The following is a 24472-nucleotide window of genomic DNA, read 5'->3' on the forward strand; positions in this document are numbered from 1 at the left end:
GGCGGATCAAGCATAGTGGGTCGGCTCGGCGCCGCGGGAGCGGGCGGACTCCCACAGGCACATCGCCGCGGCGGTGGCCAGGTTCAGCGACTCCGCCCGCCCCCGGATCGGGATCCGCACCCGGGCGTCGGCGCGGGCGCGGGTCGCCGGGTCCAGCCCGTGGGCCTCGTTGCCGAGCAGCCAGGCCACCGGGCCGGCCGGCAGCGGGTCCGCGCCGAGGGCGAGCTCGGCGTCCGCGGCGGTGGCCAGGGTGGCCACCCCGGCGGCGGCGGCCGCGTCGAGCACCGCACCGATGTCGCGGTGCCGGGCCACCGGCACGTGGAAGAGCGAGCCGGCGGTGGAGCGCACCACCTTCCCGCCGAGCGGGTCCACGCAGTCCCCGGCGAGCACCACCCCGGCCGCGCCGAGGGCGTCGGCCATCCGGATGAGCGTCCCGGCGTTGCCGGGGTCGGCGGTGTCCACGCCGATGAGCGCGATCCCGCCGGGGCCGGTGCCGCCGGCGGCCGCGGCGGCGAGCACCTCCCCGGGCTCGGCCAGGGCGGCGTCGGCGGCGCAGAGCGCGAACAGCCCGGTGCTGGTGACGGTGTCGGCGAGCTTCGCCGCCGCGGCGTCGTCGATCGGGTGCGCGCGCACCCCGGCGGCCGCCGCGGCGGCGAGGATCCCCGGGTGCCGGGCGGCGGCCGCCGCGGCGACGTAGAGCTCCACCGCGGCGCCGGCGGCGATTGCGGCGGACACCGAGTTGGGGCCCTCGGCGAGGAAGCGGCCGGCCTTGCGGCGGGCGGCGCCGCGGTGCAGTTTCGCGGCGGCGACGATCCGCGGGGTGCGCGGGGTGAGGGCGGGGGCGTCGTGCTCCGGGAGGGCCATGCCCGTGACGCTAGCCGATGCCGCGGCCCCGGATCGCCGCCGACCCCGCGCCCCGGGGCGTATTGCCTCGGGGGCGGGGTCGGCGGGCGGGGTGCGCCCGGCGGGCTACTTGGCCTCGGCGGGGGCGTTGACGTCGGCCGGCAGGGCGGCGCGGGCGGCCTCGACCAGGGCGGTGAACGCGGCCGGGTCGGTCACCGCGAGCTCGGCGAGGTTCTTCCGGTCGACCTCGATCCCGGCGGCGGCGAGGCCCTGCATGAACCGGTTGTAGGTCATGCCGTTGGCGCGGGCCGCGGCGTTGATGCGCTGGATCCACAGGCGCCGGAACTGGCCCTTGCGGGCCCGGCGATCCCGGAACTCGTAGGTCTTCGAGTGGAGCATCTGCTCCTTGGCCTTGCGGTACAGCCGGGAGCGCTGGCCCCGGTAGCCCTTGGCGGAGTCGAGGACCTCGCGACGCTTCTTCTTGGCGTTGACGGAGCGCTTCACACGTGCCACGGTGATACTTCCTTACTTGGTTTTTCGTGTTCTTCCTGGGGGCCGCGGAGGCTGATGCGGTCCGCGGGGTGCGCCGGGGTGGGCGGCGCGGGGGCTGTCGGCGGGCGCTCAGGCCTTGCCGAGGAGGCGCTTGACGCGCTTGACATCGGCCTTGGCCACGTCGGTGTCGCCCTTGAGGCGGCGGGTGCGGGTCGAGGGCTTGCCCTCCAGGAGGTGCCGGCGGTTGGCCTGCTCGCGGCGGAGCTTGCCGGAGCCGGTGACCTTGAAACGCTTGGCGGTGCCCTTGTGGGTCTTCTGCTTCATGATTCGTCCACGTCCTTACGCGATTGTCGTGTCCGGTCCACCCCGGGGTGCAGCCGGGGGCCGGGGCACCCGGATGGGGATCCGGGTCGCCGGGTTCTGCGGGCAGCGGGGCGCGCGCCGGGGGCGGGTCATCCCGCGTCCCGGCGTGCGGGCCGGTGCCGTTACTTCTTGCCCTTGCGGACCGGGGCCAGGACCACCGTCATGTTGCGGCCGTCCTGCTTCGGCCGGGCCTCCACCGTGCCGTGCTCGGCGACGTCGTCGGCGAGCCGCTGCAGCAGCCGGAAGCCCAGCTCCGGGCGCGACTGCTCGCGGCCGCGGAACATGATCGTGACCTTGACCTTGGACCCCTTGTCCAGGAACCGGATGACGTTGTTCTTCTTCGTCTCGTAGTCGTGATCGTCGATCTTGGGACGGAACTTCTGTTCCTTGACCACCGTCTGCTGCTGGTTCTTGCGGGACTCGCGCGCCTTCTGGGCCTGCTCGTACTTGAACTTTCCGAAGTCCATGATCTTGCAGACCGGCGGCTTGGCGTTGGGCGCGACCTCGACGAGATCGAGATCGGCCTCGTAGGCGATCTTGCGGGCCTCGTCCGTGCGGACGATCCCGACCTGCTCGCCACCGGGGCCGACGAGGCGGACCTCGGGTACCCGGATGCGGTCGTTGATGCGAGCTTCAGCGCTGATGTGGCCTCCTAAGTCGAGCTTTTCACTGCTGTGCGGACCGCCGCGGGGCGAGGAGGCTGAGGCCACCGCGGGGAACGGGCCGAACCCGCCGGCCGCGGGCGCACCCGGCGGCCGGGCGCGTGCGGCGCCCGCTGGGCCCGGGGCGCGGGCGGGCCGGTTACCCGGCCGGCCCGGTGACCCGGGTGACCCCGGCGCAACCATGGTTCTTCGGCGCACCCAGGGTGGGATCCTCATCCTCTTCGACACCGGCTCGACGGAACCCGGAACCTTGTCCGGGCACAGCCGATCGGCGGTCGTGGGGATGAGGATAGCACGCCCCGGGCCGCGCGGGAAACCGCCGGTCGGCGCGGCGCGGCGGGCCCCGCGGGCGGAACCCCCGGCCCGGGACTAGACAGACCTGTTTGTTTGCGCTAGCCTGCCGGGAAGCCGTACAGACCGGTCCGTTTTCTTTCCGGGGCCGGCGGCGGCGCCCATCCCCACCACACGACCACCGAAGGACGGTGCATCCGCATGATCCTCACCGGCGCGGCCCTGGGGGCCGTACTCGGCTACGTGCTCCAGCGCGGCCGCTTCTGCGTCACGGGCTTCCTCCGCGACATCTGGCTCACCCGCAGCATGCGCGGGTTCACCGCGCTGATGCTGGTCATCGCGGTGCACGCGGTCGGCGCCTGGGGGCTGCACGCCCTCGGCCTGGTGCAGCTGCGCGATCTCGGCTTCCCCCCGGTGGCCAGCATCCTCGGCGGCTTCGTCTTCGGCTACGGGATCGTCATCGCCGGCGGCTGCGCCACCGGCACCTACTACCGCGCCGGGGAGGGCCTGGTCGGCTCCTGGCTGGCGCTGACCACCTACGCCCTCTCCGCCGCCTTCATCAAAATCGGCCCGGCCGCGGACTACACCGAGCGGCTGCGCGGGGCCACCGTCGGCTCCGGCACCATCCACGGCGATCTGGGCCTGCCGGTGGCGGTGCCGCTGCTCGCCCTGGTCGCGGTCACCGGCTGGCTGCTCGCCCGGGAGCTGCGCCGGCCGGCCCTGGCCATCCCCACCCTGCCGGCGCGCAGGACCGGCCTGGCGCATCTGCTCGCCGAGAAGCCCTGGGGCCTCTACCCCACCGCGGTCATCGTGGGCCTCATCGGCGTGGCCGCCTGGCCGCTGTCGGAGGCCACCGGCCGGTACGCCGGCCTCGGCGTGACCACCCCCTCGGCGCACTTCATCGGCTGGGTGGGCACCGGCGAGGCCGAGTACCTCAACTGGGGCACCCTGCTCGCCCTGGGCATCATCGCCGGGTCCTACCTCGCCGCGAAGCTCTCCGGCGAATTCCGGGTCCGGGTGCCCTCCGCGGAGATCGCCTGGCGCTCCGTGCGCGGCGGCGTCGCCATGGGCGTCGGCGCCGCCCTGGCCGGCGGCTGCACCGTCGGCAACGGCATGGTCGCCACCGGCCTCTTCGCCTGGCAGGGCTGGATCTCGCTGGCCGCGATGGTGCTCGGCTGCGGCGTGGCCACCCGGATCTACCTGCAGCGCAAACCGCTGCTGCCGGCCGCGCTGCGCCCCCGCCGGGACCGGGCCGCCGAGCCCGCGCCCGCGCCGGTCACCGCCTGATCCCCCTCCCCCGCGAACCCCCGAACGAAAGGACCCCCCATGACCACCCGAGTGCTCGAGACCACCGGCGCGGTGTGCCCCTTCCCCCTGCTCGAGGCCAAGGAGGCGATCGCCGCGCTCGACGCCGGCGATGAGCTGGTGATCGGCTTCGACTGCACCCAGGCCACCGAGGCGATCCCCCGCTGGGCCGCCGGCGAGGGCCACGGGGTGAAGGACTTCCGCGTCGTCGGCGACGCGGAGTGGACCATCACCGTGGTCAAGGACGGCGCCGCCGCGACGGCCCCCTGACCCGCCACGGAGCGCCCCGGCACCATCCGGTGCCGGGGCGCCGGCGTCCCCGGCCCGTCGTTCAGTCCCCGGCGGCCCCCGGCAGCATCCCCTTCAGATAGGCCCCGGTGTGGCTCCCCGCGCAGCCGGCGACATCCTCCGGGGTGCCCTCCACCACCACCCGGCCGCCGCCGGCGCCGCCCTCCGGGCCGAGATCCAGGATCCAGTCCGCGGCCTTGATCACGTCGAGGTTGTGCTCGATCACGATTACCGTGTTGCCCTTGTCCACCAGGCCCTGCAGCACCAGCATCAGCTTGCGCACGTCCTCGAAGTGCAGGCCGGTGGTCGGCTCGTCGAGGATGTAGGCGGTGCGGCCCCGGGAGCGCTTCTGCAGCTCCGAGGCGAGCTTCACCCGCTGCGCCTCCCCGCCGGAGAGCGTGGTCGCGGACTGACCCAGCCGCACGTAGCCCAGGCCCACGTCCACCAGGGTGTCCAGGTAGCGGGCGATGGACTGGATCGGGGCGAAGAACTCCGCCGCCTCCGAAATCGGCATGTCCAGCACCTGGGCGATGTTCCGGCCCTTGTAGGCCACCTCCAGGGTCTCCCGGTTGTACCGGGCCCCGCCGCAGACCTCGCAGGGCACGTACACGTCGGGCAGGAAGTTCATCTCGATCTTGATGGTGCCGTCGCCCTTGCACGCCTCGCAGCGGCCGCCCTTGACGTTGAAGCTGAACCGCCCGGCCTTGTAGCCGCGCACCTTCGCCTCCTGGGTCTCCGCGAACAGCGCCCGGATCTTGTCGAATACCCCGGTGTAGGTCGCCGGGTTGGACCGGGGGGTGCGCCCGATCGGCGACTGGTCCACCTGCACCAGCTTGTCCAGCTGGTCCAGGCCCTCCACCCGGGTGTGCCGGCCGGGCACCAGCCGGGCGCCGTTGAGCTCATTGCCCATCACCTTCGCCAGGATCTCGTTGACCAGGGTGGATTTGCCGGATCCGGAGACCCCGGTGACGCAGGTGAGCACGCCCAGCGGGAAGGAGGCGGTGACCTCGCGCAGGTTGTTCTCCCGGGCGCCGACGACGGTGATCATCCGGTCGAAGTCCACCGGGCGGCGCCGCTCCGGCACCGCGAGCACCCGCCGGCCGGAGAGGTAGGCCCCGGTGAGCGAATCCTCCTGCTCCAGCACCCCGCCGGGTTCGCCCTGGTAGACGATCCGGCCGCCGTACTCCCCGGCGCCGGGTCCGATGTCCACCAGCCAGTCCGCGGCCCGGATGGTGTCCTCGTCATGCTCCACCACGATCAGGGTGTTGCCCAGATCGCGAAGCTTCTTCAGGGTCTCGATGAGCCGGTGGTTGTCCCGCTGGTGCAGCCCGATGGAGGGCTCGTCGAGGACGTAGAGCACCCCGGCCAGCCCGGAGCCGATCTGGGTGGCCAGCCGGATCCGCTGCGCCTCCCCGCCGGAGAGGGTGCCCGCGGAGCGCGCCAGGGAGAGGTAGTCCAGTCCCACGTCGAGCAGGAAGCGCAGCCGGGCCTGCACCTCGCGCAGCACCCGGCCGGCGATGAGCTCCTCCCGGCGGCCCAGCCGCAGATCGTCGAGGAAGGCGGAGGCCTCCGCCACGGAGAGCTCGGACAGCTCCGCGATGGACAGCTCCCCGCGCTCCCCGCCGGACAGGGTCACCGCGAGCACCTCGGGCTTCAGCCGCGCCCCGCGGCAGGTCGGGCAGGGCACCTCGCGCATGTAGCCGCGCACCCGCTCCTTCTGGGAGTCGCTCTCCGCCCAGTCCAGTTTGCGGTGCAGGTAGGGCATCACGCCCTCGAAGGGGGCGTTGTAGGAGCGCTGCCGGCCGAAGCGGTTCTTGTACTTCACGTGCACCCGGGTCTTCGACCCGTGCATGAGGGCCTCCCGGTGCTTCTTCGGCAGCTCCGCGAAGGGGGTGGCCGGGTCGAAGCCGGTCTCCGCGCCGAGGGCCTCGATGAGCCGGGCGAAGTAGCGGGAGTTGTGCGTGGAGGTCCACGGCGCGATCGCGGCGACCGCGGGCAGCGTCGGATCCGGCACCACCAGCTCCGGGTCCACCTCCAGGCGGGTGCCCAGCCCGTCGCAGGCGGGGCAGGCCCCGTAGGGGGAGTTGAAGGAGAACGACCGCGGCTCCAGCTCGTCGATGCCCAGCCGGTGCCCGTTGGCGCAGGCCATCTTCTCCGAGAAGCGCATCCGCCGGTTCGGGTCCGCGTCGTCGAGGTCCACGCAGTCGAGCACCACCACCCCGTCGGCCAGGCGCAGCGCGGTCTCCACCGAGTCGGTGAGCCGGCGGCGCTGGGCGGGCTTGGCCTGCAGCCGGTCCACCACCACGTCGATGTCGTGCTTGATCTGCTTCTCCAGCTTCGGCGGGTTCGACAGCCGGTGCGCCGCCCCGTCGACCACCACCCGGGCGTAGCCGGCGGCGGCGAGCTCCTCGAAGAGGTCCACGAACTCGCCCTTGCGGGTGCGCACCACCGGGGCGAGCACCTGGAAGCGGGTGCCCTCGGGCAGGGCGAGCACCTGGTCCACGATCTGCTGCGGGGTCTGCGAGCGGATCACCTCCCCGCACACCGGGCAGTGCGGGGTGCCGGTGCGGGCGTAGAGCAGCCGCAGGTAGTCGTGCACCTCGGTGATCGTGCCCACCGTGGACCGGGGGTTGCGGTTGGTGGACTTCTGGTCGATGGACACCGCCGGGGAGAGCCCCTCGATGAGCTCCACCTCGGGCTTCTGCATCTGGCCGAGGAACATCCGGGCGTAGGAGGACAGCGATTCGACGTAGCGGCGCTGGCCCTCGGCGAAGATGGTGTCGAAGGCCAGGGAGGACTTGCCGGAGCCGGACAAGCCCGTGAAGACGATGAACCTGTCGCGGGGCAGATCGATGTCGACGCCGGCGAGGTTGTGCTCCCGGGCGCCGCGGACGATGAGGCGTTCAGCCAACGGGCGGCCTTCCTTCGGTGTCGTGGGGCGCGGCCCCCGCCGCATGCGGGGCCGCGCGGGGCGCGATCGACCATGCTACATCTGTTCGATCCCGGGGCGCGAGGGGGCGGCCGCCGCCGGTTCGCGCCGCCGCCCGGGGCCTCCGTAGGCTGGTCGGCATGGACCAGCCACGTATCACGGTGACCGAGCACTACGACGGCGACCCGGGCGACCGGGAGGTGCAGCTGCTGCGCCTCGGCGGGGTCGCGGTGTACAAGACCGCGGTGGGGCCGATGTCGAACAACTGCTACCTGCTCGCCGCCGGCGGGGAGGGCCTGCTCATCGACGCGGCCGCGGAGCCGGGCCACCTGCTCGCCCTCGCCGAGGCCGCCGGCGCCCCGATCCGGACCGTGCTGACCACCCATTCGCACGCCGACCACGTCGGGGCGCTCGCCGAGGTGCTCGCCGCCACCGGGGCCCGGCACGTCGCCGCCACCCTGGACGCCCCGGATCTGCCGGCGCCGGTGGACGAACTGCTCGACCAGGGCGATGTGCTGGAGTTCGGCGGGGTGGATCCGGTGGTGTTCATCCTGCGCGGGCACACCCGGGGCGGGGCCTGCCTGGCCCTGGAGGTCCCCGGCGCGGAGCCGCACCTCTTCGTCGGCGATTCGCTCTTCCCCGGCGGGGTCGGCAAAACCGAGTCCCAGGCCGCCTTCGCCCAGCTCATCGACGATGTCGCGGAGCGGGTCTTCGAAGCCTACCCGGATGCGGCGGTGGTGCACCCCGGGCACGGGGCGGACACCACCGTCGGCGTGGAGCGCCCGCGGCTGCCGGAGTGGCGCCGTCGCGGCTGGTGAGCGGCCCGGGGCGGGAAAATCCGGTGAACCCGGATCAGGGTTTGCCGTATGATGGGGCGACACCACCCGGCGGCGCCGCGCGCCGCCCACGGACAATCCCCAGGAGTCAAACCGCAATGATCCGCAAGCTCGCCCGCCCGATGCTCGCCTCGGTGTTCGTCGCCGACGGCGTCGACACCCTGAAGAACCCCGGCGACCACGTCGACGGCGCCCGGGAGGTCCTGCAGCAGGTCCGCAAGGTCACCCCGCCGCAGTACGCCGGGCTCATCCCGGACTCCCCCAAGGCGCTGGTGCAGGCCGCCGCCGGGGCGAAGGTCGGGGCCGCCTCGCTGTACGCCCTGGGCCGCGCCCCGCGCCTGGCCGCCGGCACCCTGGCGGTCATCCAGGTGCCCACCGCCCTGGCCCGGCACTCCTTCTGGGCCACCTCCGACGCCGAGGAGAAGAAGAACCGCCGCACCGGCTTCCTCACCGACATCGCCCTGCTCGGCGGGCTGTTCCTGGCCAGCGCGGACACCGCCGGCAAGCCCGGCCTGGCCTGGCGCGCGAACAAGGCCGGCGAGCAGGTGAACAAGAAGGTGCGCGCCGCGCTGCCGACGAAGACCGAGGCGGAGAAGACCCGCGAGGAGCTCGCCGGCCGGGCCGCCGAGTTCGGCGAGGCCGCCCGGGAGAAGGCCGCGGTGCTCGCCGACCGCGCCGCCGCCTCCACCGCCGCCGCCGGCGCCTACGTGGAGGAGAACAAGGACGACTGGCGCGACGCGGTCGCCTCCTTCGCCGGGGACGCCCGGGACACCGTCATCGGCGTCGCCGGCGAGGCCCGGGAGAAGCTGCACGAGCTGGCCGAGGAGGCCGACGTGGAGTCCACCGTCGCGGATCTGCGGAAGAGCTCCGGCAAGGCCGCGAAGAAGGCCCGCAAGCGCGGCGAGAAGGCCGCGAAGAAGGCCCGCAGGGAGCTGCGCAAGCTCTCCTAGGCCACCGCGCCGCGCACCCCGCCGCCGGCCCCCGCCGCCCCCGCCACCGGGGCGGCGGGGGCCGGCGCACGTATACTCTCCCTCCTTGGCCGCGGCCGCGCCGCGGCCCCGCCGCCCGCCGCCGAAAGGGGACCCGTGCCGCATCCGGAGCTGCCCGCCGAACAGCGCGTCCTGGACCGGATCTACGCCCACCTGGACGCCGAGCGCCGCCATGACGAGGCGGCGCTGGCCCGGGTGATGCTCGACGATGACCCGGAGCCGGCCGCCCGGGTGGGCCGGGAGGTGGAGTACCACCGGCTGCAGGGCCGGCTGGAGCGGTTCCGGGCCGCGGAGACCGGCCTGGTCTTCGGCCGGATCGACATCGCCGACGCGGAACCGGACAACCCGGTGCCCGGCCACCCGGAGCTGGACCGGCGCTACATCGGCCGGATGGGCCTGTCCGATCCGGGGGACGACTACCGGGGGCTGCTCATGGACTGGCGGGCCCCGCAGGCGCGGCCCTTCTACCTGGCCACCACCGCGCACCCGGAGGGGGTGACGCTGCGCCGGCATCTGCGCACCGGGGGCCGCCGGCTGCGCGCCATCGACGATGAGTGGCTGGCCCTGCCCGCCGGCGCCGACCCGGCGGCGGCCGGCGCCGCCGGGGCCGATGCCGGGGTGGGCGGCGAATCGGTGCTGCGGGAGGTCCTCGACGCCGCCCGCACCGGGCGGATGTCGGGGATCGTGGAGACCATCCAGCGGGAGCAGGACCTGGTGATCCGGGACGCCACCCGGCGCACCATGGTGGTGCAGGGCGGGCCGGGCACCGGCAAGACCGCGGTGGCGCTGCACCGGGTGGCCTGGCTGCTCTACACCCACCGGGAGCGCCTGGAGCGCACCGGGGTGCTCATCCTGGGCCCCAACCGGGCCTTCCTGGACTACATCTCCCGGGTGCTGCCCAGCCTCGGCGAAACCGGGGTGGTGCTCACCACCATCGCCGAGCTCTACCCCGGGGTGGCCGGGGCGGGCGCGGAGGATCTGGTCACCCGGGAGGTGAAGGGCTCCGCGGAGATGGTGCCGATCCTGCGCGCCGCGGTGCGCGACCGGCAGCGGGTGCCCGATGCGCCGATCGACATCCGCCTGGACGATATGACCGTGACGGTGACCCCGGCGATGGCCCGGGCGGCGCGGACCCGGGCGCGGCGCTCCCGGAAACCGCATAACCTGGCCCGGCCGCTGTTCCGGGAGCATCTCGCCGGCGCCCTGGCCGAGGCCGCGGCCGCGGCGATCGGGGCGGATCCGCTGGGCGGGGCGAATCTGCTCACCGCCGCGGACCGGGTGGATCTGCGCGCCGAGCTCGCCGCCGACGATCGGGTCGGCGCGGTGCTCGAGGAGCTGTGGCCGCGGCTCACCCCGGAGCGGGTGCTCGCCGACCTGCTCGGCGACCGGGCGCGGATCGACTCCGCCGCCGCGGACTACGATGAGGCCACCCGGGCGGCGCTGCACCGGGCCGACGGCGCCGCCTTCGGGCCCTCGGATCCGCCGCTGCTCGATGAGCTGGCGGAGCTGCTCGGCGATGACCGCCCGGACGCCGATGAGGAGGATCGGGCCGCCTGGCTGGCCCAGATCGAGGAGGCCCAGGAGGCCCTGGACGTGCTCACCGGCTCCGCGGCCCAGGATCTGGACGACGGCTTCGCCCCGGAGATTCTCATGGCCTACGACCTCATCGACGCCGAGGCGCTCGCCGAGCGGCAGCGGCACCGGGAGCACCGCACCACCGCCGAGCGGGCCCGGGCGGACCGGCGCTGGGCCTACGGGCACGTGATCGTCGACGAGGCCCAGGAGCTCTCCGCGATGGCCTGGCGGATGGTGCACCGGCGCAGCCCCAACGGGTGGATGACCCTGGTCGGCGATATCGCGCAGACCGGCTCCCCGGCGGGCGCGGAGTCCTGGGGGGCCGCGCTGGGCCCGATCCTCGGCGACCGGTGGCGGCTGCACGAGCTGAGCGTGAACTACCGCACCCCCGCGGAGGTGATGGCCGCCGCCGCCCGGGTGCTCGCCCGCATCGATCCGGGGGCGACCCCGCCGACCTCGATCCGGGCCACCGGGCGCCCGGTGCGCCGGATCCCCGCCGATGCCGCGGGGGCGCCGGCGGCGGCGGAGGCGGAGGCGGCGCGGTTGCGCGCCGCGGAACCGGGGCGGCTCACCGCGGTGCTCGGCCCCGGGGACGTCGCCGGGGCCAAGGGCCTGGAGTTCGACCATGTGGTGCTCGCCGACCCGGACGGGATCGCCGCGGCCTCCCCGCAGGGGCTGCAGGACCTCTACGTGGCGATGACCCGGGCCACCCAGTCGCTGACCCTGGTGGGCCCGGCGACGGTGCTGGACGAATAGCCGCGCGCCGCCGCCCCGGGTGGCGGGGCGGCGGCGCGCGGGGCGGGCGGGGCTAGTTGACGGTGTGCACGATCATGACATCGCAGTCGGACTGGCGGGCCACCTCCGCCGGCACGGAGCCCAGCAGCCGGCCGGTGAGCGAGTTGATGCCCCGGTTGCCGACCACCAGCAGATCCGCGCCATGCTCGTTGACCAGGGCCATCAGCGCGTCCACGGGGGAGCCGGAGCGCACCTCGGCCTCCACCCGGCCGGCGCCGGCGGCCTCGGCGGCCTCCTTCGCGGCGGCGAGGTTGGCCTGCGCGGTCTCGTCGCCGAGCACCTGCACCGAATCCTGCCGGAGGGTCTCCGAGGCGGACTTCTCCGAATCGTAGAAGGCGCAGCCGATGATCAGCCGCGCCTCGAAGGCGGCGGCGATCGCCGCGGCGCGCTGCACGGCGAGGAGGGAGGACTTGGAGCCGTCGGTGCCGACGACGATGGTCTGGTAAGCGCTCATGATGCTGTCCTTCCGGGAGGGCTTCGTCCCTGGTGGATGAGGTGATCGGTCTGCCGCGGGGCGGGGGCGGCGTGCTGCTCCGGCGGCCCCGCCGGGCGATGCCACCTAGGGTAGCAAAACCACCGGCGGCGCCCCGCCGGCCGCCCGGGCTCAGTCCACCCCGGCGTCGGACATGCCCCGGTACTCCCGGCGCAGCTCCGCGATCTCGTCGCGCAGCCGGCCGGCGAGCTCGAACTTCAGCTCCCGGGCGGCGGCGCCCATCTGCTCGGTGAGATCGTCGATCAGCTTGCCCAGCTGCGCCTTCGGCAGCCCGGAGGGGTCCACCGCCCCGGCCAGGGCGGCGTCCGCGGCGGCGCCCTCGCCCTCGCCGGGGTCGTCCTCGGCGGTGTCGTAGACCTGGTCCAGGATGTCCGCGATCTTCTTGCGCAGCGGCTGCGGGTCCACCCCGTGGGCCTCGTTGTAGGCGATCTGCTTCTCCCGGCGCCGCTCGGTCTCCTCGATCGCCTCGGCCATCGAGTCGGTGATGGTGTCGGCGTACATGTGCACCTCGCCGCTGACGTTGCGGGCGGCGCGGCCGATGGTCTGGATGAGCGATTTCGAGGAGCGCAGGAAGCCCTCCTTATCCGCGTCCAGGATCGCCACCAGGGACACCTCCGGCAGGTCCAGGCCCTCCCGGAGCAGGTTGATGCCGACCAGCACGTCGTAGTCGCCGAGGCGCAGCTGGCGCAGCAGCTCCACCCGCTTGAGGGTGTCCACGTCGGAGTGCATGTAGCGCACCCGGACCCCGTTCTCCAGCAGGTAGTCGGTGAGGTCCTCGGCCATCTTCTTGGTCAGGGTGGTCACCAGCACCCGCTCATTGCGGCCGGTGCGCAGCCGGATCTCGTGGATCAGGTCGTCGATCTGGCCGGCGGTGGGCTTGACCACCACCTTCGGGTCCACCAGCCCGGTGGGCCGGATCACCTGCTCCACGATCTCCCCGCCGGTCTTCGCCAGCTCGTAGTCGCCGGGGGTGGCGGACATGAACACCACCTGGCCGACCCGGGCGTCGAACTCCTCGAAGGTCAGCGGCCGGTTGTCCAGCGCCGAGGGCAGCCGGAAGCCGAAGTCCACCAGGTTGCGCTTCCGGGAGGCGTCGCCGTTGAACATGCCGCCGATCTGCGGCACGGTGACGTGCGACTCGTCGATGATGGTGAGGAAGTCCTCCGGGAAGTAGTCGATGAGCGTGGCCGGGGCGGAGCCGGCCTCCCGGCCGTCGATGTGCCGGGAGTAGTTCTCGATCCCGGTGCAGAAGCCGACCTGCTGGATCATCTCCAGGTCGTATTCGGTGCGCATCCGCAGCCGCTGCGCCTCCAGCAGCTTGCCCCGGTTCTCCAGGTCGGCGAGCCGTTCGGCGAGCTCCTCGCGGATGTCCGCGATCGCCCGCTCCATCCGCTCCGGGCCCGCCACGTAGTGGGTGCCGGGGAAGATCCGCAGCTCCGGGACCTGGTCGATGATGTCGCCGGTGATCGGGTTGAGGTGGTAGAGCGCGTCGATCTCGTCGCCGAAGAACTCCACCCGCACCGCCTTCTCCTCGTAGGCGGGGATGATGTCCACCACATCGCCCTTGACCCGGAAGGTGCCGCGGGTGAAGGCGATGTCGTTGCGGGCGTACTGGATGTCCACGAGCAGCCGCAGGAAGGCGTCCCGCTCGACCTCCTCGCCCTCCTTGAGCACCACCGAGCGGTCCAGGTAGGACTGCGGGGTGCCCAGGCCGTAGATGCAGGACACCGAGGACACCACCACCACGTCGCGGCGGGAGAGCAGGTTGGAGGTGGCCGCATGGCGCAGCCGCTCCACGTCCTCGTTGATGGAGGAGTCCTTCTCGATGTAGGTGTCGGTCTGCGCGATGTACGCCTCGGGTTGGTAGTAGTCGTAGTAGCTGACGAAGTACTCGACGGCGTTGTTCGGCAGCAGCGAGCGCAGCTCGTTGGCGAGCTGCGCGGCGAGGGTCTTGTTCGGCGCCATCACCAGGGTGGGCCGCTGCATCCGCTCGATGAGCCAGGCGGCGGTGGCGGATTTGCCGGTGCCGGTGGCGCCCATGAGCACCACCTCCCGCTCCCCGCGGCCGAGCCGCTCGGCGAGCTCCTCGATGGCCTGCGGCTGGTCGCCGGCGGGCTCGAAGTCGCTGATCACCTCGAAGCGGGCGTCGGTGCGCTCGATGTCGCCGACGGGGCGGAACTCGGATTGGGCGAGGACCGGGTGCTCTGCTGCGAACGCCATGGATCCCAGGGTACGCAGCCGCGGCGGGGCCGCCGCGGCGGGCCGCGCGCGGCTAGCCCGCGGTGGCCAGGATCTCGTCCGGGGTCCCCGGGAGGTCCACGGTGGCGGTGACCTCCCCGGCGGCCAGGTCGACGATGTGCAGGGCGCGGGCGGCGGGGTCGGTGACGTAGGCCCGGTCGCCGGCGACGGCGAGGGCGGGCCGGGGCCGCTGCCACTCCTCCGGCTCGGTCCACCCCCCGATCACCTCGATGGTCCCGGTGACCGCGCCGGCGGCGGGGTCCACCAGGTGCAGGGCGCCGTCGGTGCCGAGCACCACGCCGATCCCCGCCTCGGTCATCGCCAGGGAGCGGAAGCTGTAGGAGGTCCCGAGGTCCACCAGGCGCAGGCTGGCGTCCCGGGTGTCCACCACGGCGACCCGGGTGGGCCGCTGCGGGCGATCGGCCCGGGCGGCGGCCTCGTCGTCCCGGTAGTCGGCGAGCACCAGGGGCGAGTCGGGGACGCCGATCTCGGTGCCGATCCGGCCGTAGCCGCCGGGGGCGGCGGCCTTGGCGACGGTGCCGTCGCGGTGCACCAGGGCCCCGTCGGCGCAGCCGACGACGACCGCGCCGCCGGCGGCCTCGGCGGCGCCGTGCGCCCCGGGGCAGTCCTCGTGGCGCTCCAGCTCCTCGCCCGCGCCATCGCGCAGGGCCACCCCGATCCGCTCCCCGGCCCCGTCGGAGAGGGTGGTCAGGTAGCGGTCGCGATCCTCGCGCACGGCGATGCCGTGGTGGGCGGGCAGCCGGAACTGCTCGGTGACCGCCATCCCGGCCAGGCGCACCTCGGTGACCTGGCCGGCGTCGTCGAAGAGCACCGCCCGGGTCGGCCCGCCGACGACGTGGCCGGGTTCCTCGGCGGGCACGGTGAAGCCGGTGAAGGAGGGTTCCCCGGCGTGGTGGTGGAAGTGGTCCCCGTGCGCCCGGGAGTAGGAGCCCAGGTCCAGGGCCCGGAAACCGGCCGCGTCGGTGACGAAGGCGTGCCGGCCGTCGCCGGCGGCGTTGAGCCGCAGGTAGCCCTCGGCGGGCAGATCCGCGAGGACCTTCGGCTCCTCGCCGCCGTCGAGGACGAGCACCCCGCCCTCGTGGGTGATCGCCACCCGGGGCTGGGCGGAGCGCACCTCGGGCAGGCTCGCCGCGGCGCCGTCGTGGCCGTGGTCGTGGCCGGCGCCGTCGTGATCGTGGTCGTGGCCGGCGCCGGCGTGGTCATCCGCTGCGTCGGCGGCGGGGTCGTCGTCGGCGCAGGCGCCGAGCAGCAGGGCGGGGGTGGCGAGCACGGCCAGCAGGGTGGGCCGCAGAAGGGTATCGGACATGCCGGACAGCAAACCGAAAATGACAACCGTTGTCAACTAGAGGGGTCTCCCCCGCTCAGGCGCGTTTCGCCGCCTCCGGGGCCAGCCGCCCCCGCCACAGCCGATCCACCTGCTCCACCAGCTCCTCCCGGGTGCCGGAGTTGTCCAGCACCACATCGGCGGCGGCCAGCCGGGTGGCGTCGTCGATCTGCGCGGCGATCCGGCGCCGCGCATCGGCGGCGTCCACCCCGCGCGACTCCACCAGCCGGCGCACCCGGATCTCCTCCGGGGCGTGCACCACCACGACCAGATCATGATCCCCGGCCAGGCCGTTCTCGATGAGCAGCGGCATATCGTGCACCAGCACCTCCCCCGGCCGGGCCAGGGCGAACAACTCCGCGGTGCGGGCCGCGATCCGCGGATGGGTGATCGCGTTGAGCCGGCGCCGGGAGGCGTCATCGGCGAAGGCGCGGCGGGCCAGCAGCGCCCGGTCCAGGGTGCCGTCGGCGGCGATCACGTCCGCGCCGAAGGCCTCGGCCAGCTCCGCCAGGGCGGGCTCGCCGGGGGCGACCACCTCCCGGGCGATCGCGTCGGCGTCCACCACCCGGGCCCCGTGCTCGCGCAGCCGCGCGCTCACCGAGGACTTGCCGCTGCCCATCCCGCCGGTCAATCCCACTGTCAGCATGCCGGCCAGCCTAACCGGGGCGCGGCGGCCGCGCGGGGCGGGCACGCGGAAAAAAGGGGCCGCGCCCCGCCCCGCCGAGGCGGGAGGGGGCGCGGCCCGGTGCGCGGGTGCGCGGCGGCGCGGCTAGTTGCCGGCCAGCTTCTCGCGCAGCGCGGCGAGCTGCTCGTCGGAGGCGAGGGTGCCGCCGGACTCGGCGGGGGCCTCGGTGGCCGCGGTGGCGGCGCCGGAGCTGTAGTTCGCCGGGGCGGAGGCCGCCTCGGCGGCCTGCGCGCGGTGCCGCTCGATCTGGGCGGTGTGCAGCTGGTGGTGCCGCTCCGCCTCCGCGTAGCGGGCCTCCCACTCGGCGCGCTGGGTCTCGTAGCCCTCCATCCACTCGTTGGTCTCCGGGTCGAAGCCCTCCGGGAAGATGTAGTTGCCCTGCTCGTCGTAGGAGTCGCCCATGCCGTACTTGGTGGGGTCGAACTCCTCGGTGTAGTCCTCGTCGGCCTGCTTCAGGGACAGCGAGATCCGGCGGCGCTCCAGGTCGATGTCGATGACCTTGACCATGACCTCCTCGCCGACGCTGACGATCTGGTCCGGCACGTCGACGTGCCGCTCGGCCAGCTCGGAGATGTGCACCAGGCCCTCGATGCCCTCCTCGACCCGGACGAAGGCGCCGAAGGGCACCAGCTTGGTGACCTTGCCCGGCACGATCTGGCCGATCGCGTGGGTGCGGGCGAACACGCGCCACGGGTCCTCCTGGGTCGCCTTCAGCGACAGGGAGACGCGCTCGCGGTTGAGGTCGACCTCGAGCACCTCGACGGTGACCTCGTCGCCGACCGCGACGACCTCGGACGGGTGGTCGATGTGCTTCCAGGACAGCTCGGAGACGTGCACCAGGCCGTCGACCCCGCCGAGATCCACGAAGGCGCCGAAGTTGACGATGGAGGACACGACGCCCTTGCGGACCTGGCCCTTCTGCAGCTGGTGCAGGAACTCGGAGCGCACCTCGGACTGGGTCTGCTCCAGCCAGGCCCGGCGGGAGAGCACCACGTTGTTGCGGTTCTTGTCCAGCTCGATGATCTTCGCCTCGAGCTCCTGGCCGATGTAGGGCTGCAGATCGCGGACCCGGCGCATCTCCACCAGGGAGGCCGGCAGGAAGCCGCGCAGGCCGATGTCCAGGATGAGGCCGCCCTTGACGACCTCGATGACGGTGCCGGTGACCGGCTCGTCCTTCTCCTTGAGGTCCTCGATGGTGCCCCAGGCGCGCTCGTACTGGGCGCGCTTCTTGGACAGGATCAGCCGACCCTCCTTGTCCTCCTTCGTGAGGACCAGGGCGTCGATCTCGTCACCGACCTCGACCACCTCGTCGGGGTCGACATCGTGCTTGATGGACAGCTCGCGGGAGGGGATGACGCCCTCGGTCTTGTAGCCGATGTCGAGCAGGACCTCGTCGCGGTCGACCTTGACGACGGTGCCCTCGACGATGTCCCCATCGTTGAAGTACTTGATCGTGGCGTCGACGGCGGCGAGGAAATCCTCAGCGGTGCCAATGTCGTTGATGGCGACCTGAGGGGTGTTGGAGGTGGGCATATGCGATGTGCTCCGAAGCGGTTGGAATCGAAAACGGACAGGGTGCGCATGCGCGCCAGGCTCGGCTCGGCGGACGGCGGGCAGCTTCGGCGGATGCTCCGACGGGATCGCGAAACCGGACGTGCGCGCACACGTGCCGGATACCCTACCCCCGCGGCGCCGGTGCGGCAAATACCCCCGGCCACCCCGCAACCCCGCCACGACCAGGGCTGTGACCGCTGTGACGGGAGGGGCGCGGGCGCCGGTGCCGGGGGTGCTCAGCGGGCCCTGATGCGCACCTCCGCGGGCCCGTCGCGCAGCACCACCAGGCAGAGATCGGCGACTCGCCGGCCGGTGGCGTCCTCCAGCAGCCCGGCGTAGGTCCCCAACTGCGCGAAGTACCGGGCCAGCTCCTCCTCCCCGATGGTCACGTCGGTCTTGTAATCGATGATGTGCAGCAGCCCGGAGTCGTCCTCCCACACCAGGTCGGCGATGCCGAACACCGGCTGCGCCGCCCCGTCCGCACCGGCGGTGACCCCGGTGAGGTGCATCTCCCGCCAGTGCCGGGGCGCGGCCGCGGCGGCGCGCACCGGGGCCGATTCCAACGCGGAGCGGGCCCGGGCGACGAAGGCGTCGGCATCGCCCAGGCCCGCGGCGCGCGCGTGGGCCCGGGCCGCGGCCGCCCAGGCGCCGTCCTCGGCGGTATCCGCGTCGAGATCGGAGTGCTCCAGGAAGGCGTGCATCGCGTCACCGAAGACCGGGCCGTGGTCGGCGTACCCGACCGCCGGCGGGGCCACCGGCTCCGGTACCGGGGCAGGGGTGCCGGCCGCGCCGACGACGTCGCCCAGGGCCGCCCCGGCGGCGGCGCCGACCGCGGTGGCGGCGACCGCCGCGGCGGATTCCCCCTCGAAGCGCAGCCGCCCCTCGTCCAGCAGCCCGGTCACCGAGGCCAGCCCCGGGATCTCGGCGCTGGCGCGGGCGGCGGCCATCCGCCGCTCGAACTCCTCCGTGGACATCGGGTCGGGCCGCGCCGGGCTCGCCTGCGCCGGCTCCTCGGCGGCGGCGATCTGCTCCGGGGTGGCCTGGTCGGCAAGAATCTCGGGCACCGTCCGCGGGGTGCAGCCCGGCGCCCCGTCCGCCTCGGCGTCGAGGATCGCGGCGAGGAAGTCCGCGCCGCGGCAGCGGCCGCTCACCGCACCGCTCTTGTTCCAGGAGACGTGCCCGGACACCGCGAGCACCGATTCCGCGCGAGTGGCCGCGACGTACCAGAGCCGGGCCCGCTCCGCCTCGAGCTGGGCACGCTCCTCCTCCTGGAGGGCGGCGTAGCCCTCGGTCTGCAAGTCCTTGCGGAACCGGGCGTGCAGCCCGCCGCCGGCGTCGACGAGCACCGGGTCCGGGTCGGTGCGCAGGCCGCGGCCGAGCCCGGCGACGATCACGAAGGGCGCCTCCAGGCCCTTGGCCGCGTGGATGGTCATCAGCCGCACCGCGTCGACGCCGAGCTCCGGGACGATCGCCTCGTTGATCCGGGCCCGATCCGTGGACTGGGCGTCAACCCAGTCGCAGTACTCCCGGAGGGTGCCGCCGGTGGCCTCGTACCACTGCCGGGCCTGCTCCACGACGAAGCGGATCCGGCGCCAGCGGTCCTCCCGGTTGCGGGCGGCGGACCACACCGCGTAGCCGAGCCGCTCCTCCACCACCGCCTCCAGCGCATCGGCCGGGCGCAGCCCGGTACGGCGGGAGTGCAGCCCGTGCAGCCAGGCCAGCCCCTCCCCGACCATGCCCCGGTCCGCCGAATCCCCGTCCGGCGACGCGGGCGGGACGTCGATCCGCCAGCCGCCCCCGCTAAGGCGGTGCTCCAGCAGATCGGCGTCGGAGCAGCCGAACAGCGGGGAGCGCAGCGCCGCGACGCAGGCCACGGCGTCGGTCGGATCCGCGATCGCGCGCATCACGTTGATCAGGGAGAGCACCTCCGGGGCGCGGTAGACCACCGAGGAGGTCGAGGAGCGGTATTCGATGCCCCGGGTGCCGAGCGCGTCCATGATTCGCTCCGCGGCGTGGGCGGTGGGGGTGAGCACCAGGATGTCCGCGTAGGTCACCGGACGGCTGCCGATCCGGCCGCCCTCACGGGTGGTCACCGGCCAACGGTCGGCGACCGCGCCGTGAATGAGCTCGGCAATGTCGGCGGCCTCCGCGGCGAAGTCGACGTCACGGGGGGCCTCGCCGGGCTCCTGTCGCGGCGGGCCGAAGACCAGCGCCCGCCCGCGGCGCGGATCCGCGTCGCCGATCCGCCGGAGATCCGGTCGCGGGGTCAGAGGGACGTAGCCAGCCTGGATCCGCCGGCCGTCGGGGAGGTTCCGTTCCCGCAGGTAGCCGGAGAACACGGCGTTGACCCAGTCGATCACCGCCGGGGTGGAGCGGAAGTTGGTGCGCAGGTTCACCGCGACCTCCTCTCCCGCGGCGGCGGTGTCATCCCGGGCCGCCAGGTAGGTGGAGATGTCCGCCCGCCGGAAGCGGTAGATGGACTGCTTGGGGTCGCCGACGGTGAACAGGTGCCCATCCTGGACCCGGTCATGCGCCCCGGTGGCGATGTTGCGGGCCAGCCGCCACTGCAGCGGGTCGGTGTCCTGGAACTCGTCGAGCAGGATCATCCGGAACCGCCCATGCAGCGCGTCGCGCACCTCCGGATCCCGGGTGAGCTCCTCGGCGATCACCAGCAGATCGTGGAAGGTCAGTCGCCCGGTACGGCGGCGCTCCGCAGCCGCCGCCAGCGCATCGGCGCCGGCGGCCAGGGCGATCGCCTCCGCGCAGCGGCTCAGCCGGTCGCCGACCACCGCCCGGTAGCCGTCGAAGATGCCGCTGAGTTCCTTGCGCAAATCGGTGATCTTCACCGGCGCCCCGTCCATCCGGGCGCCCTTCCAGGCGTCCGCCTTGCTGATCCGGTGCACCGAGCGGCCGTCATTGGGCAGCCGGATCGACGCCCAGGCGCGATCTCCGGGACCGGTGTCAGCGACGGCCTCGGCAAGCTCGTCGGCGAAGCGGGTGCAGTCCCGGATCAGCGCCAGCAGCGGGTCCCCGGTCGGCGCCCCGGCGATGCCGCGGGCGCCGAGGTCCCGGGCGTCGGCGATCACCCGGCGTAGCTCCGCCCACGGGGTCGCGTCCAGGTCGGGCAACTCCGGGTCGGGGTCGGCGAGGTGGTAATTCTCGTCGATGCCGGCGCGGACCGCCCGGATGTCGTCGACCTCGATGCCGTGCTCCACGAGGATCGCGGCGGCCTCGGCGAGGGTGCGATCAGCATCGTCCTCGGGGGTCTCCGCGGGAAACAGCCGGGCCCGGAAATCCGCCCACCCCCGCTCCGCGGCCACGTCCTGGCCGATGTCGGCGAGGATCTCCACCCGCGGCGGCACCCTCGCCGCCAGCGGGTACAGGGAGATGATCCGGCGGGCGAAGCGGTGCAGGGTCTCGATGGCGGCGCCGTCGAGGCCGTCGAGGGCGGCGCCCAGCCGCTCTGCCTTCGCCGGGTCGGCTCCGCCCAGGTCGGCGGCCTCCTGCTCCAGCATCCCGCGGATCCGGGCGCGCATCTCCGCGGCGGCCTTCTCCGTGAAGGTGATCGCCGCAATAGACTCCACCGGGATCCCGTCGTCGATGATCAGGGTCCGCAGCCGCTGCACCATGCTGTGCGTCTTCCCGGTGCCGGCGCCGGCCTCCACGAAGAGGGTGTGGCCGGTGCCGGCGGCGATCAGCTCGCGTTCCCCGGCATCGGCGAGTGCCCCGGCGGGGGTGGTCCCGTGCTCGCTCATCTGCTGCTCCTATTCCCGTCCGGTCTCTTCGTCGTCCTTGGCCCGCAGATGCTCCGCGATGCGCCGGCCCTCCGCGGCAAGCAGACCCCCGCCCAGCCGGATCACCGCCGGGTCATCGGCCAGGTACGGCGGGATCTCCGTCGGCGGCGGGAACCAGCCCGCGCGCAGCTGCGGGTGCAGACGCTCGAGGTCCTGGGTGAGGCGGGCGATCGCGGCATCGGCGGGAACCTCTCGGGACTGCTCCTCCCCCGGAGTGCCCGGCGCCCTGGCCTCCGGGTCGAGCAGCTCCACGAAGAGGTACCGGCCGAGCGTCTCCGCCGGACCGTAAATGGCGCGCATCGCGAGCCCGTAGATGCCCAGCTGCAGCCGGGTGCCGTCGGCGGTCGGCGTCTCCGGGGTGACGCCCGCGTAACCGGAGCCCCTGCCGGTCTTGTAGTCGGTGACCCGGTATTGGCCGGTGATCTCGTTGACGTCGACCCGGTCTATGCTGCCGCGGAAGCGGAAGGGCGGGTCCTCGCCGACGTCGAGCCGCACTTCGGGGCCGGCCGCCCCGCCGAAGGTGAGCTCCGCGGCGATGGGGCGCCAGCCGAAGGCGGATTCGTGGGCGTCGAGCCGGCCGAAGGCACGGGCCGCGGAAATGATCTGCTCCCGGGTCCGCCGCCACAGGTTGGGCAGGTAGCCGGCGCTGTCGTGGGCATCGAGGTGCTCCCCGGCGATCGCCTCCAGCGCATCGGCCCAGGCATCGGCGTCGGGGGCGCCGACCCGATCCGCGATCCGGCGGTTGGTCCAGTCCTCCAGGATGGCGTGCACCAGGCTGCCCTTGCCGAGGGCGTCGATCTCCTCGGCATCGGCCGGGTGGTCGAGCACCTCGGCGCCGAGCACCTTCCCGATGAAGTAGAGGAAGGGCTGGGCGATGTACTCCTCCAGCCGGCTCGCCGAGAGCACCTTCGCCAGCACCCCGGGATCCCGGTCGGTCGCGCAGTTGACGCTGCTCGGCACACCCCGCAGCCGATCCCGCTGGATCGTGGCCGCCGTGGCCAGGCGGTCCGCGATCCGCTCCGGCAGGCGCCCCCGGTAGGCGGCGGCCTCGGGCCGCCGCGGTTCCGCGATGATCCCCGGGCTCGCCTGGGCCGCCACGCCCAACCAGAGCTGTTGCCGGGTCGCCGGGGCCTCCTCGAGCAGGGCGGTGGCGAAGGATCGGGCGGCGTCGAGGCCCGGGATGCCGGAGACCCCCATCGGGTCCCGGCCGGCGAGCCCGGCATCGTCCAGGATCCGCTCCACCCGCGCGGCGAGCCACCGGCTGGGCCGGTAGACCATCGTGGAGCGCAGATCCCCGCGCGGCAGCGAGCAGGTCACCTGCTCCGCGGCGGCGAGCGCGGCGTGGAACACCCGGCGCAGCCGGCGCTGCCGGCCCGCCGGGGAGTCCCCGGTCACCACATCCGGCAGGGTCGGGTCCTCCCGGTGCAGCGGGGGCAGGATGCCCTCCGCGCAGCCGAGGGCGAACAGGTGGCGCACCCGGCGGCCGCACGCGTCCCGGTAGAGCTCCACCCGCACGCCCGCCCCGGCCTGGCCGACCGGTGCGGTGACCGGCAGCCGGCGGACCAGCAGGGTCCGCGGGGTGGCGCCGGCCGGCGGGGCGCCGGGAACCCCGGAGCCCAGTGCGGCCGCGCAGGCCGCGAGCACCCCGCGGTCGGCGGATTTCGGCAGGAACCCCTCGATGAGGACGACCAGGGCCTCGGCGAGATCCGCCCAGGAGCCCATCGCGTCGTGCACCGCGGCCAGGGCGGCGGAGAGGTCCCGGACCCAGGCGAGCAGCGCCCGGGCGCGCGCGGCGGTGACCTCGTCACGGTCGGTGACCTCCGGCACGCCCATCACGGTGGCCCGGGCCGCGGCGGCATCGGCGGCGGTGACGTCCAGCACCCCCCAGCCGCCGCCGTCGGTGACCGGGAAGATGTCCCGGGTGAGCCGTTCGGCGTGGAACGCCGGCACCCGGGTCCCGTCGCGTTCCACGGCGGCCAGCGCCCCGGAGGAGAGCCCGTCGAGCACCGCCTCCCGCCGGATCGCCGCCGGATCCTCGTCGAGCAGGAGCAGCAGGCCGCGGGCCGCCACGGAGTCGGCCACGCCGTGGGTGGCGGTGCCGTTGACCGCGACCCCGGCGCGGGCGAAGGCGGGGAAGAGCAGGTTCGGGTAGATCCCGCCGGGGTGCGCGACCGCGATCTCGTGCCCGGGCACGCCCTCGGCGAGCAGGTCCACCACCCGGCGCACCACCGCGGTGACCTCCTCCTCCGCATCGGAGGCGTGCAGCAGGCCGACATGGGCCAGGGCCGGCTCCGCCGGCTCCGGGGCGACCGGGAGCACCCGGACGTTGGCCAGTTCGGCGAGCCGGTCGTGGAGCAGCTCGGCGACCCGGGTGTCCGGGAAGCCGCCGAGGAGAATCACGTCGCCGGCGTCGCGCATCCGGTGCAGCACTGCCTCATCGAGCTCAGGGCCCTCGACCAGGCCCTCGGCGCGCAGTCTGCGGCGGGCGCGCAGCGCCAGGGCAAGGATCTCGGCGTGCAGCGCACCGGATTCGGTGGCGGCGATCCCCTCCAGTTCGGCATCGCCGAGGTGCCGGACCCCGCGCAGCGCCCGGGAGACCGCGTCCACGGTGCCCTCCTGGTCGGCGGCGTAGGCCAGCGCACCCGGGTCCTCGGCGAGCACGGCGAGCACCGCTGCGTCGATGGCGTCCCGGCCGGCCGGGCGCAGCGGGTGCAGTCCGGCCAGGCGCTGCTCGGCGAGGTGGGCGGTGATCGGCACCACCTCCACCGCGGCGCTGCCGCCCGCGCGCGCCAGGGCCCGCCGGATGTCCCGGCTCGCCGCCGGGGAGGGCGCGAGCACGGTCACCGGGTGCAGCGGGTCCCCGCCGCGCAGGTCGTCGATCGCCTCGAGCAGCCCCGGGTAGCCGTCCAGGGTGGTGGTCATCGTCGGTCCTCTCCGGGGGCGGCCGGCGCATCCCCTCGTCGTCAAAAGGATGGCACAGCCACCGGACGCGGGG

At 74.0% G+C, this 24472-nt stretch carries 15 protein-coding genes and 1 pseudogene; 4 read left to right on the top strand and 12 right to left on the bottom strand.

Annotated elements, in window-relative coordinates:
• Nucleotides 1-6: 6 nt before the first annotated feature.
• The 4 genes from CSPHI_RS07000 to infC all read right to left on the bottom strand — a co-directional run bounded on the left by CSPHI_RS07000 (nucleotide 7) and on the right by infC (nucleotide 2408).
• Complete coding sequence (locus CSPHI_RS07000) at nucleotides 7-864, bottom strand: TrmH family RNA methyltransferase (RefSeq protein ID WP_075692113.1); 858 nt, start codon at nucleotides 862-864, stop codon at nucleotides 7-9.
• Nucleotides 865-969: 105 nt separating this feature from the next.
• Nucleotides 970-1356 carry a 50S ribosomal protein L20 gene (rplT, locus tag CSPHI_RS07005; RefSeq protein WP_075692114.1) on the bottom strand — a complete coding sequence of 129 codons (387 nt, stop codon included), beginning with the start codon at nucleotides 1354-1356 and terminating at the stop codon, nucleotides 970-972.
• Nucleotides 1357-1464: 108 nt separating this feature from the next.
• Entirely contained in the window at nucleotides 1465-1659 is a 195-nt protein-coding gene (gene rpmI, locus CSPHI_RS07010) for a 50S ribosomal protein L35 (protein ID WP_075692115.1), read from the bottom strand.
• Between the two features lie 161 nt (nucleotides 1660-1820).
• Entirely contained in the window at nucleotides 1821-2408 is a 588-nt protein-coding gene (gene infC, locus CSPHI_RS07015; protein ID WP_075692116.1) for a translation initiation factor IF-3, read from the bottom strand.
• Between the two features lie 444 nt (nucleotides 2409-2852).
• Here infC and CSPHI_RS07020 point away from each other — a divergent pair.
• A pseudogene (locus tag CSPHI_RS07020) lies at nucleotides 2853-4226 on the top strand (YeeE/YedE thiosulfate transporter family protein).
• Between the two features lie 61 nt (nucleotides 4227-4287).
• Here CSPHI_RS07020 and uvrA read toward each other — a convergent pair.
• Complete coding sequence (uvrA, locus tag CSPHI_RS07030; RefSeq protein ID WP_075692119.1) at nucleotides 4288-7155, bottom strand: excinuclease ABC subunit UvrA; 2868 nt, start codon at nucleotides 7153-7155, stop codon at nucleotides 4288-4290.
• Nucleotides 7156-7313: 158 nt separating this feature from the next.
• Here uvrA and CSPHI_RS07035 point away from each other — a divergent pair, with 158 nt between their 5' ends.
• From CSPHI_RS07035 to CSPHI_RS07045, 3 genes are all read left to right on the top strand, one after another.
• Entirely contained in the window at nucleotides 7314-7991 is a 678-nt protein-coding gene (locus CSPHI_RS07035; RefSeq protein WP_342743733.1) for an MBL fold metallo-hydrolase, read from the top strand.
• A gap of 116 nt (nucleotides 7992-8107) precedes the next feature.
• Nucleotides 8108-8959 (top strand): DoxX family protein, encoded by an 852-nt coding sequence (locus tag CSPHI_RS07040; RefSeq protein WP_075692120.1) that lies wholly within the window; start codon nucleotides 8108-8110, stop codon nucleotides 8957-8959.
• A 135-nt stretch (nucleotides 8960-9094) separates the two neighbouring features.
• Complete coding sequence (locus tag CSPHI_RS07045; protein WP_075692121.1) at nucleotides 9095-11329, top strand: HelD family protein; 2235 nt, start codon at nucleotides 9095-9097, stop codon at nucleotides 11327-11329.
• Between the two features lie 52 nt (nucleotides 11330-11381).
• On the opposite strand, the gene CSPHI_RS07050 is transcribed toward CSPHI_RS07045, so the two are convergent.
• The 7 genes from CSPHI_RS07050 to CSPHI_RS07080 all read right to left on the bottom strand — a co-directional run bounded on the left by CSPHI_RS07050 (nucleotide 11382) and on the right by CSPHI_RS07080 (nucleotide 24399).
• A complete protein-coding gene (locus tag CSPHI_RS07050; protein ID WP_075692122.1) occupies nucleotides 11382-11822 on the bottom strand; it encodes a universal stress protein in 441 nt (146 codons plus the stop codon).
• A 150-nt stretch (nucleotides 11823-11972) separates the two neighbouring features.
• Nucleotides 11973-14081 carry an excinuclease ABC subunit UvrB gene (gene uvrB / locus CSPHI_RS07055; RefSeq protein ID WP_075692123.1) on the bottom strand — a complete coding sequence of 703 codons (2109 nt, stop codon included), beginning with the start codon at nucleotides 14079-14081 and terminating at the stop codon, nucleotides 11973-11975.
• A 52-nt stretch (nucleotides 14082-14133) separates the two neighbouring features.
• Nucleotides 14134-15426, bottom strand: coding sequence for a hypothetical protein (locus tag CSPHI_RS07060; RefSeq protein ID WP_075692124.1), 1293 nt, complete (start codon nucleotides 15424-15426; stop codon nucleotides 14134-14136).
• Nucleotides 15427-15481: 55 nt separating this feature from the next.
• Complete coding sequence (gene coaE, locus CSPHI_RS07065; protein WP_075692125.1) at nucleotides 15482-16090, bottom strand: dephospho-CoA kinase; 609 nt, start codon at nucleotides 16088-16090, stop codon at nucleotides 15482-15484.
• Between the two features lie 123 nt (nucleotides 16091-16213).
• The gene (gene rpsA / locus CSPHI_RS07070) at nucleotides 16214-17662 is read right to left on the bottom strand and encodes a 30S ribosomal protein S1 (protein WP_075692126.1); all 1449 of its coding nucleotides are present in this window, start codon (nucleotides 17660-17662) and stop codon (nucleotides 16214-16216) included.
• A gap of 257 nt (nucleotides 17663-17919) precedes the next feature.
• Complete coding sequence (locus tag CSPHI_RS07075) at nucleotides 17920-21438, bottom strand: UvrD-helicase domain-containing protein (RefSeq protein ID WP_075692127.1); 3519 nt, start codon at nucleotides 21436-21438, stop codon at nucleotides 17920-17922.
• 9 nt (nucleotides 21439-21447) lie between these two features.
• Nucleotides 21448-24399, bottom strand: a complete 2952-nt coding sequence (locus CSPHI_RS07080; protein ID WP_075692128.1) for a PD-(D/E)XK nuclease family protein — start codon at nucleotides 24397-24399, stop codon at nucleotides 21448-21450.
• Between the last annotated feature and the right edge of the window lie 73 nt (nucleotides 24400-24472).

Origin of the sequence: Corynebacterium sphenisci DSM 44792 (assembly GCF_001941505.1) — a bacterium.
Classification (GTDB): Bacteria; Actinomycetota; Actinomycetes; order Mycobacteriales; family Mycobacteriaceae; genus Corynebacterium; species Corynebacterium sphenisci.

Excerpts from the sequence above, each read along its gene's own strand:
- CSPHI_RS07000 (WP_075692113.1), bottom strand. The coding sequence starts at position 864 with ATGGCCCTCCCGGAGCACGACGCCCCCGCCCTCACCCCGCGCACCCCG.
- rpmI (WP_075692115.1), bottom strand. The coding sequence starts at position 1,659 with ATGAAGCAGAAGACCCACAAGGGCACCGCCAAGCGTTTCAAGGTCACC.
- CSPHI_RS07035 (WP_342743733.1), top strand. The coding sequence starts at position 7,314 with ATGGACCAGCCACGTATCACGGTGACCGAGCACTACGACGGCGACCCG.
- CSPHI_RS07040 (WP_075692120.1), top strand. The coding sequence starts at position 8,108 with ATGATCCGCAAGCTCGCCCGCCCGATGCTCGCCTCGGTGTTCGTCGCC.
- CSPHI_RS07050 (WP_075692122.1), bottom strand. The coding sequence starts at position 11,822 with ATGAGCGCTTACCAGACCATCGTCGTCGGCACCGACGGCTCCAAGTCC.
- uvrB (WP_075692123.1), bottom strand. The coding sequence starts at position 14,081 with ATGGCGTTCGCAGCAGAGCACCCGGTCCTCGCCCAATCCGAGTTCCGC.
- CSPHI_RS07060 (WP_075692124.1), bottom strand. The coding sequence starts at position 15,426 with ATGTCCGATACCCTTCTGCGGCCCACCCTGCTGGCCGTGCTCGCCACC.
- coaE (WP_075692125.1), bottom strand. The coding sequence starts at position 16,090 with ATGCTGACAGTGGGATTGACCGGCGGGATGGGCAGCGGCAAGTCCTCG.
- rpsA (WP_075692126.1), bottom strand. The coding sequence starts at position 17,662 with ATGCCCACCTCCAACACCCCTCAGGTCGCCATCAACGACATTGGCACC.
- CSPHI_RS07075 (WP_075692127.1), bottom strand. The coding sequence starts at position 21,438 with ATGAGCGAGCACGGGACCACCCCCGCCGGGGCACTCGCCGATGCCGGG.
- CSPHI_RS07080 (WP_075692128.1), bottom strand. The coding sequence starts at position 24,399 with ATGACCACCACCCTGGACGGCTACCCGGGGCTGCTCGAGGCGATCGAC.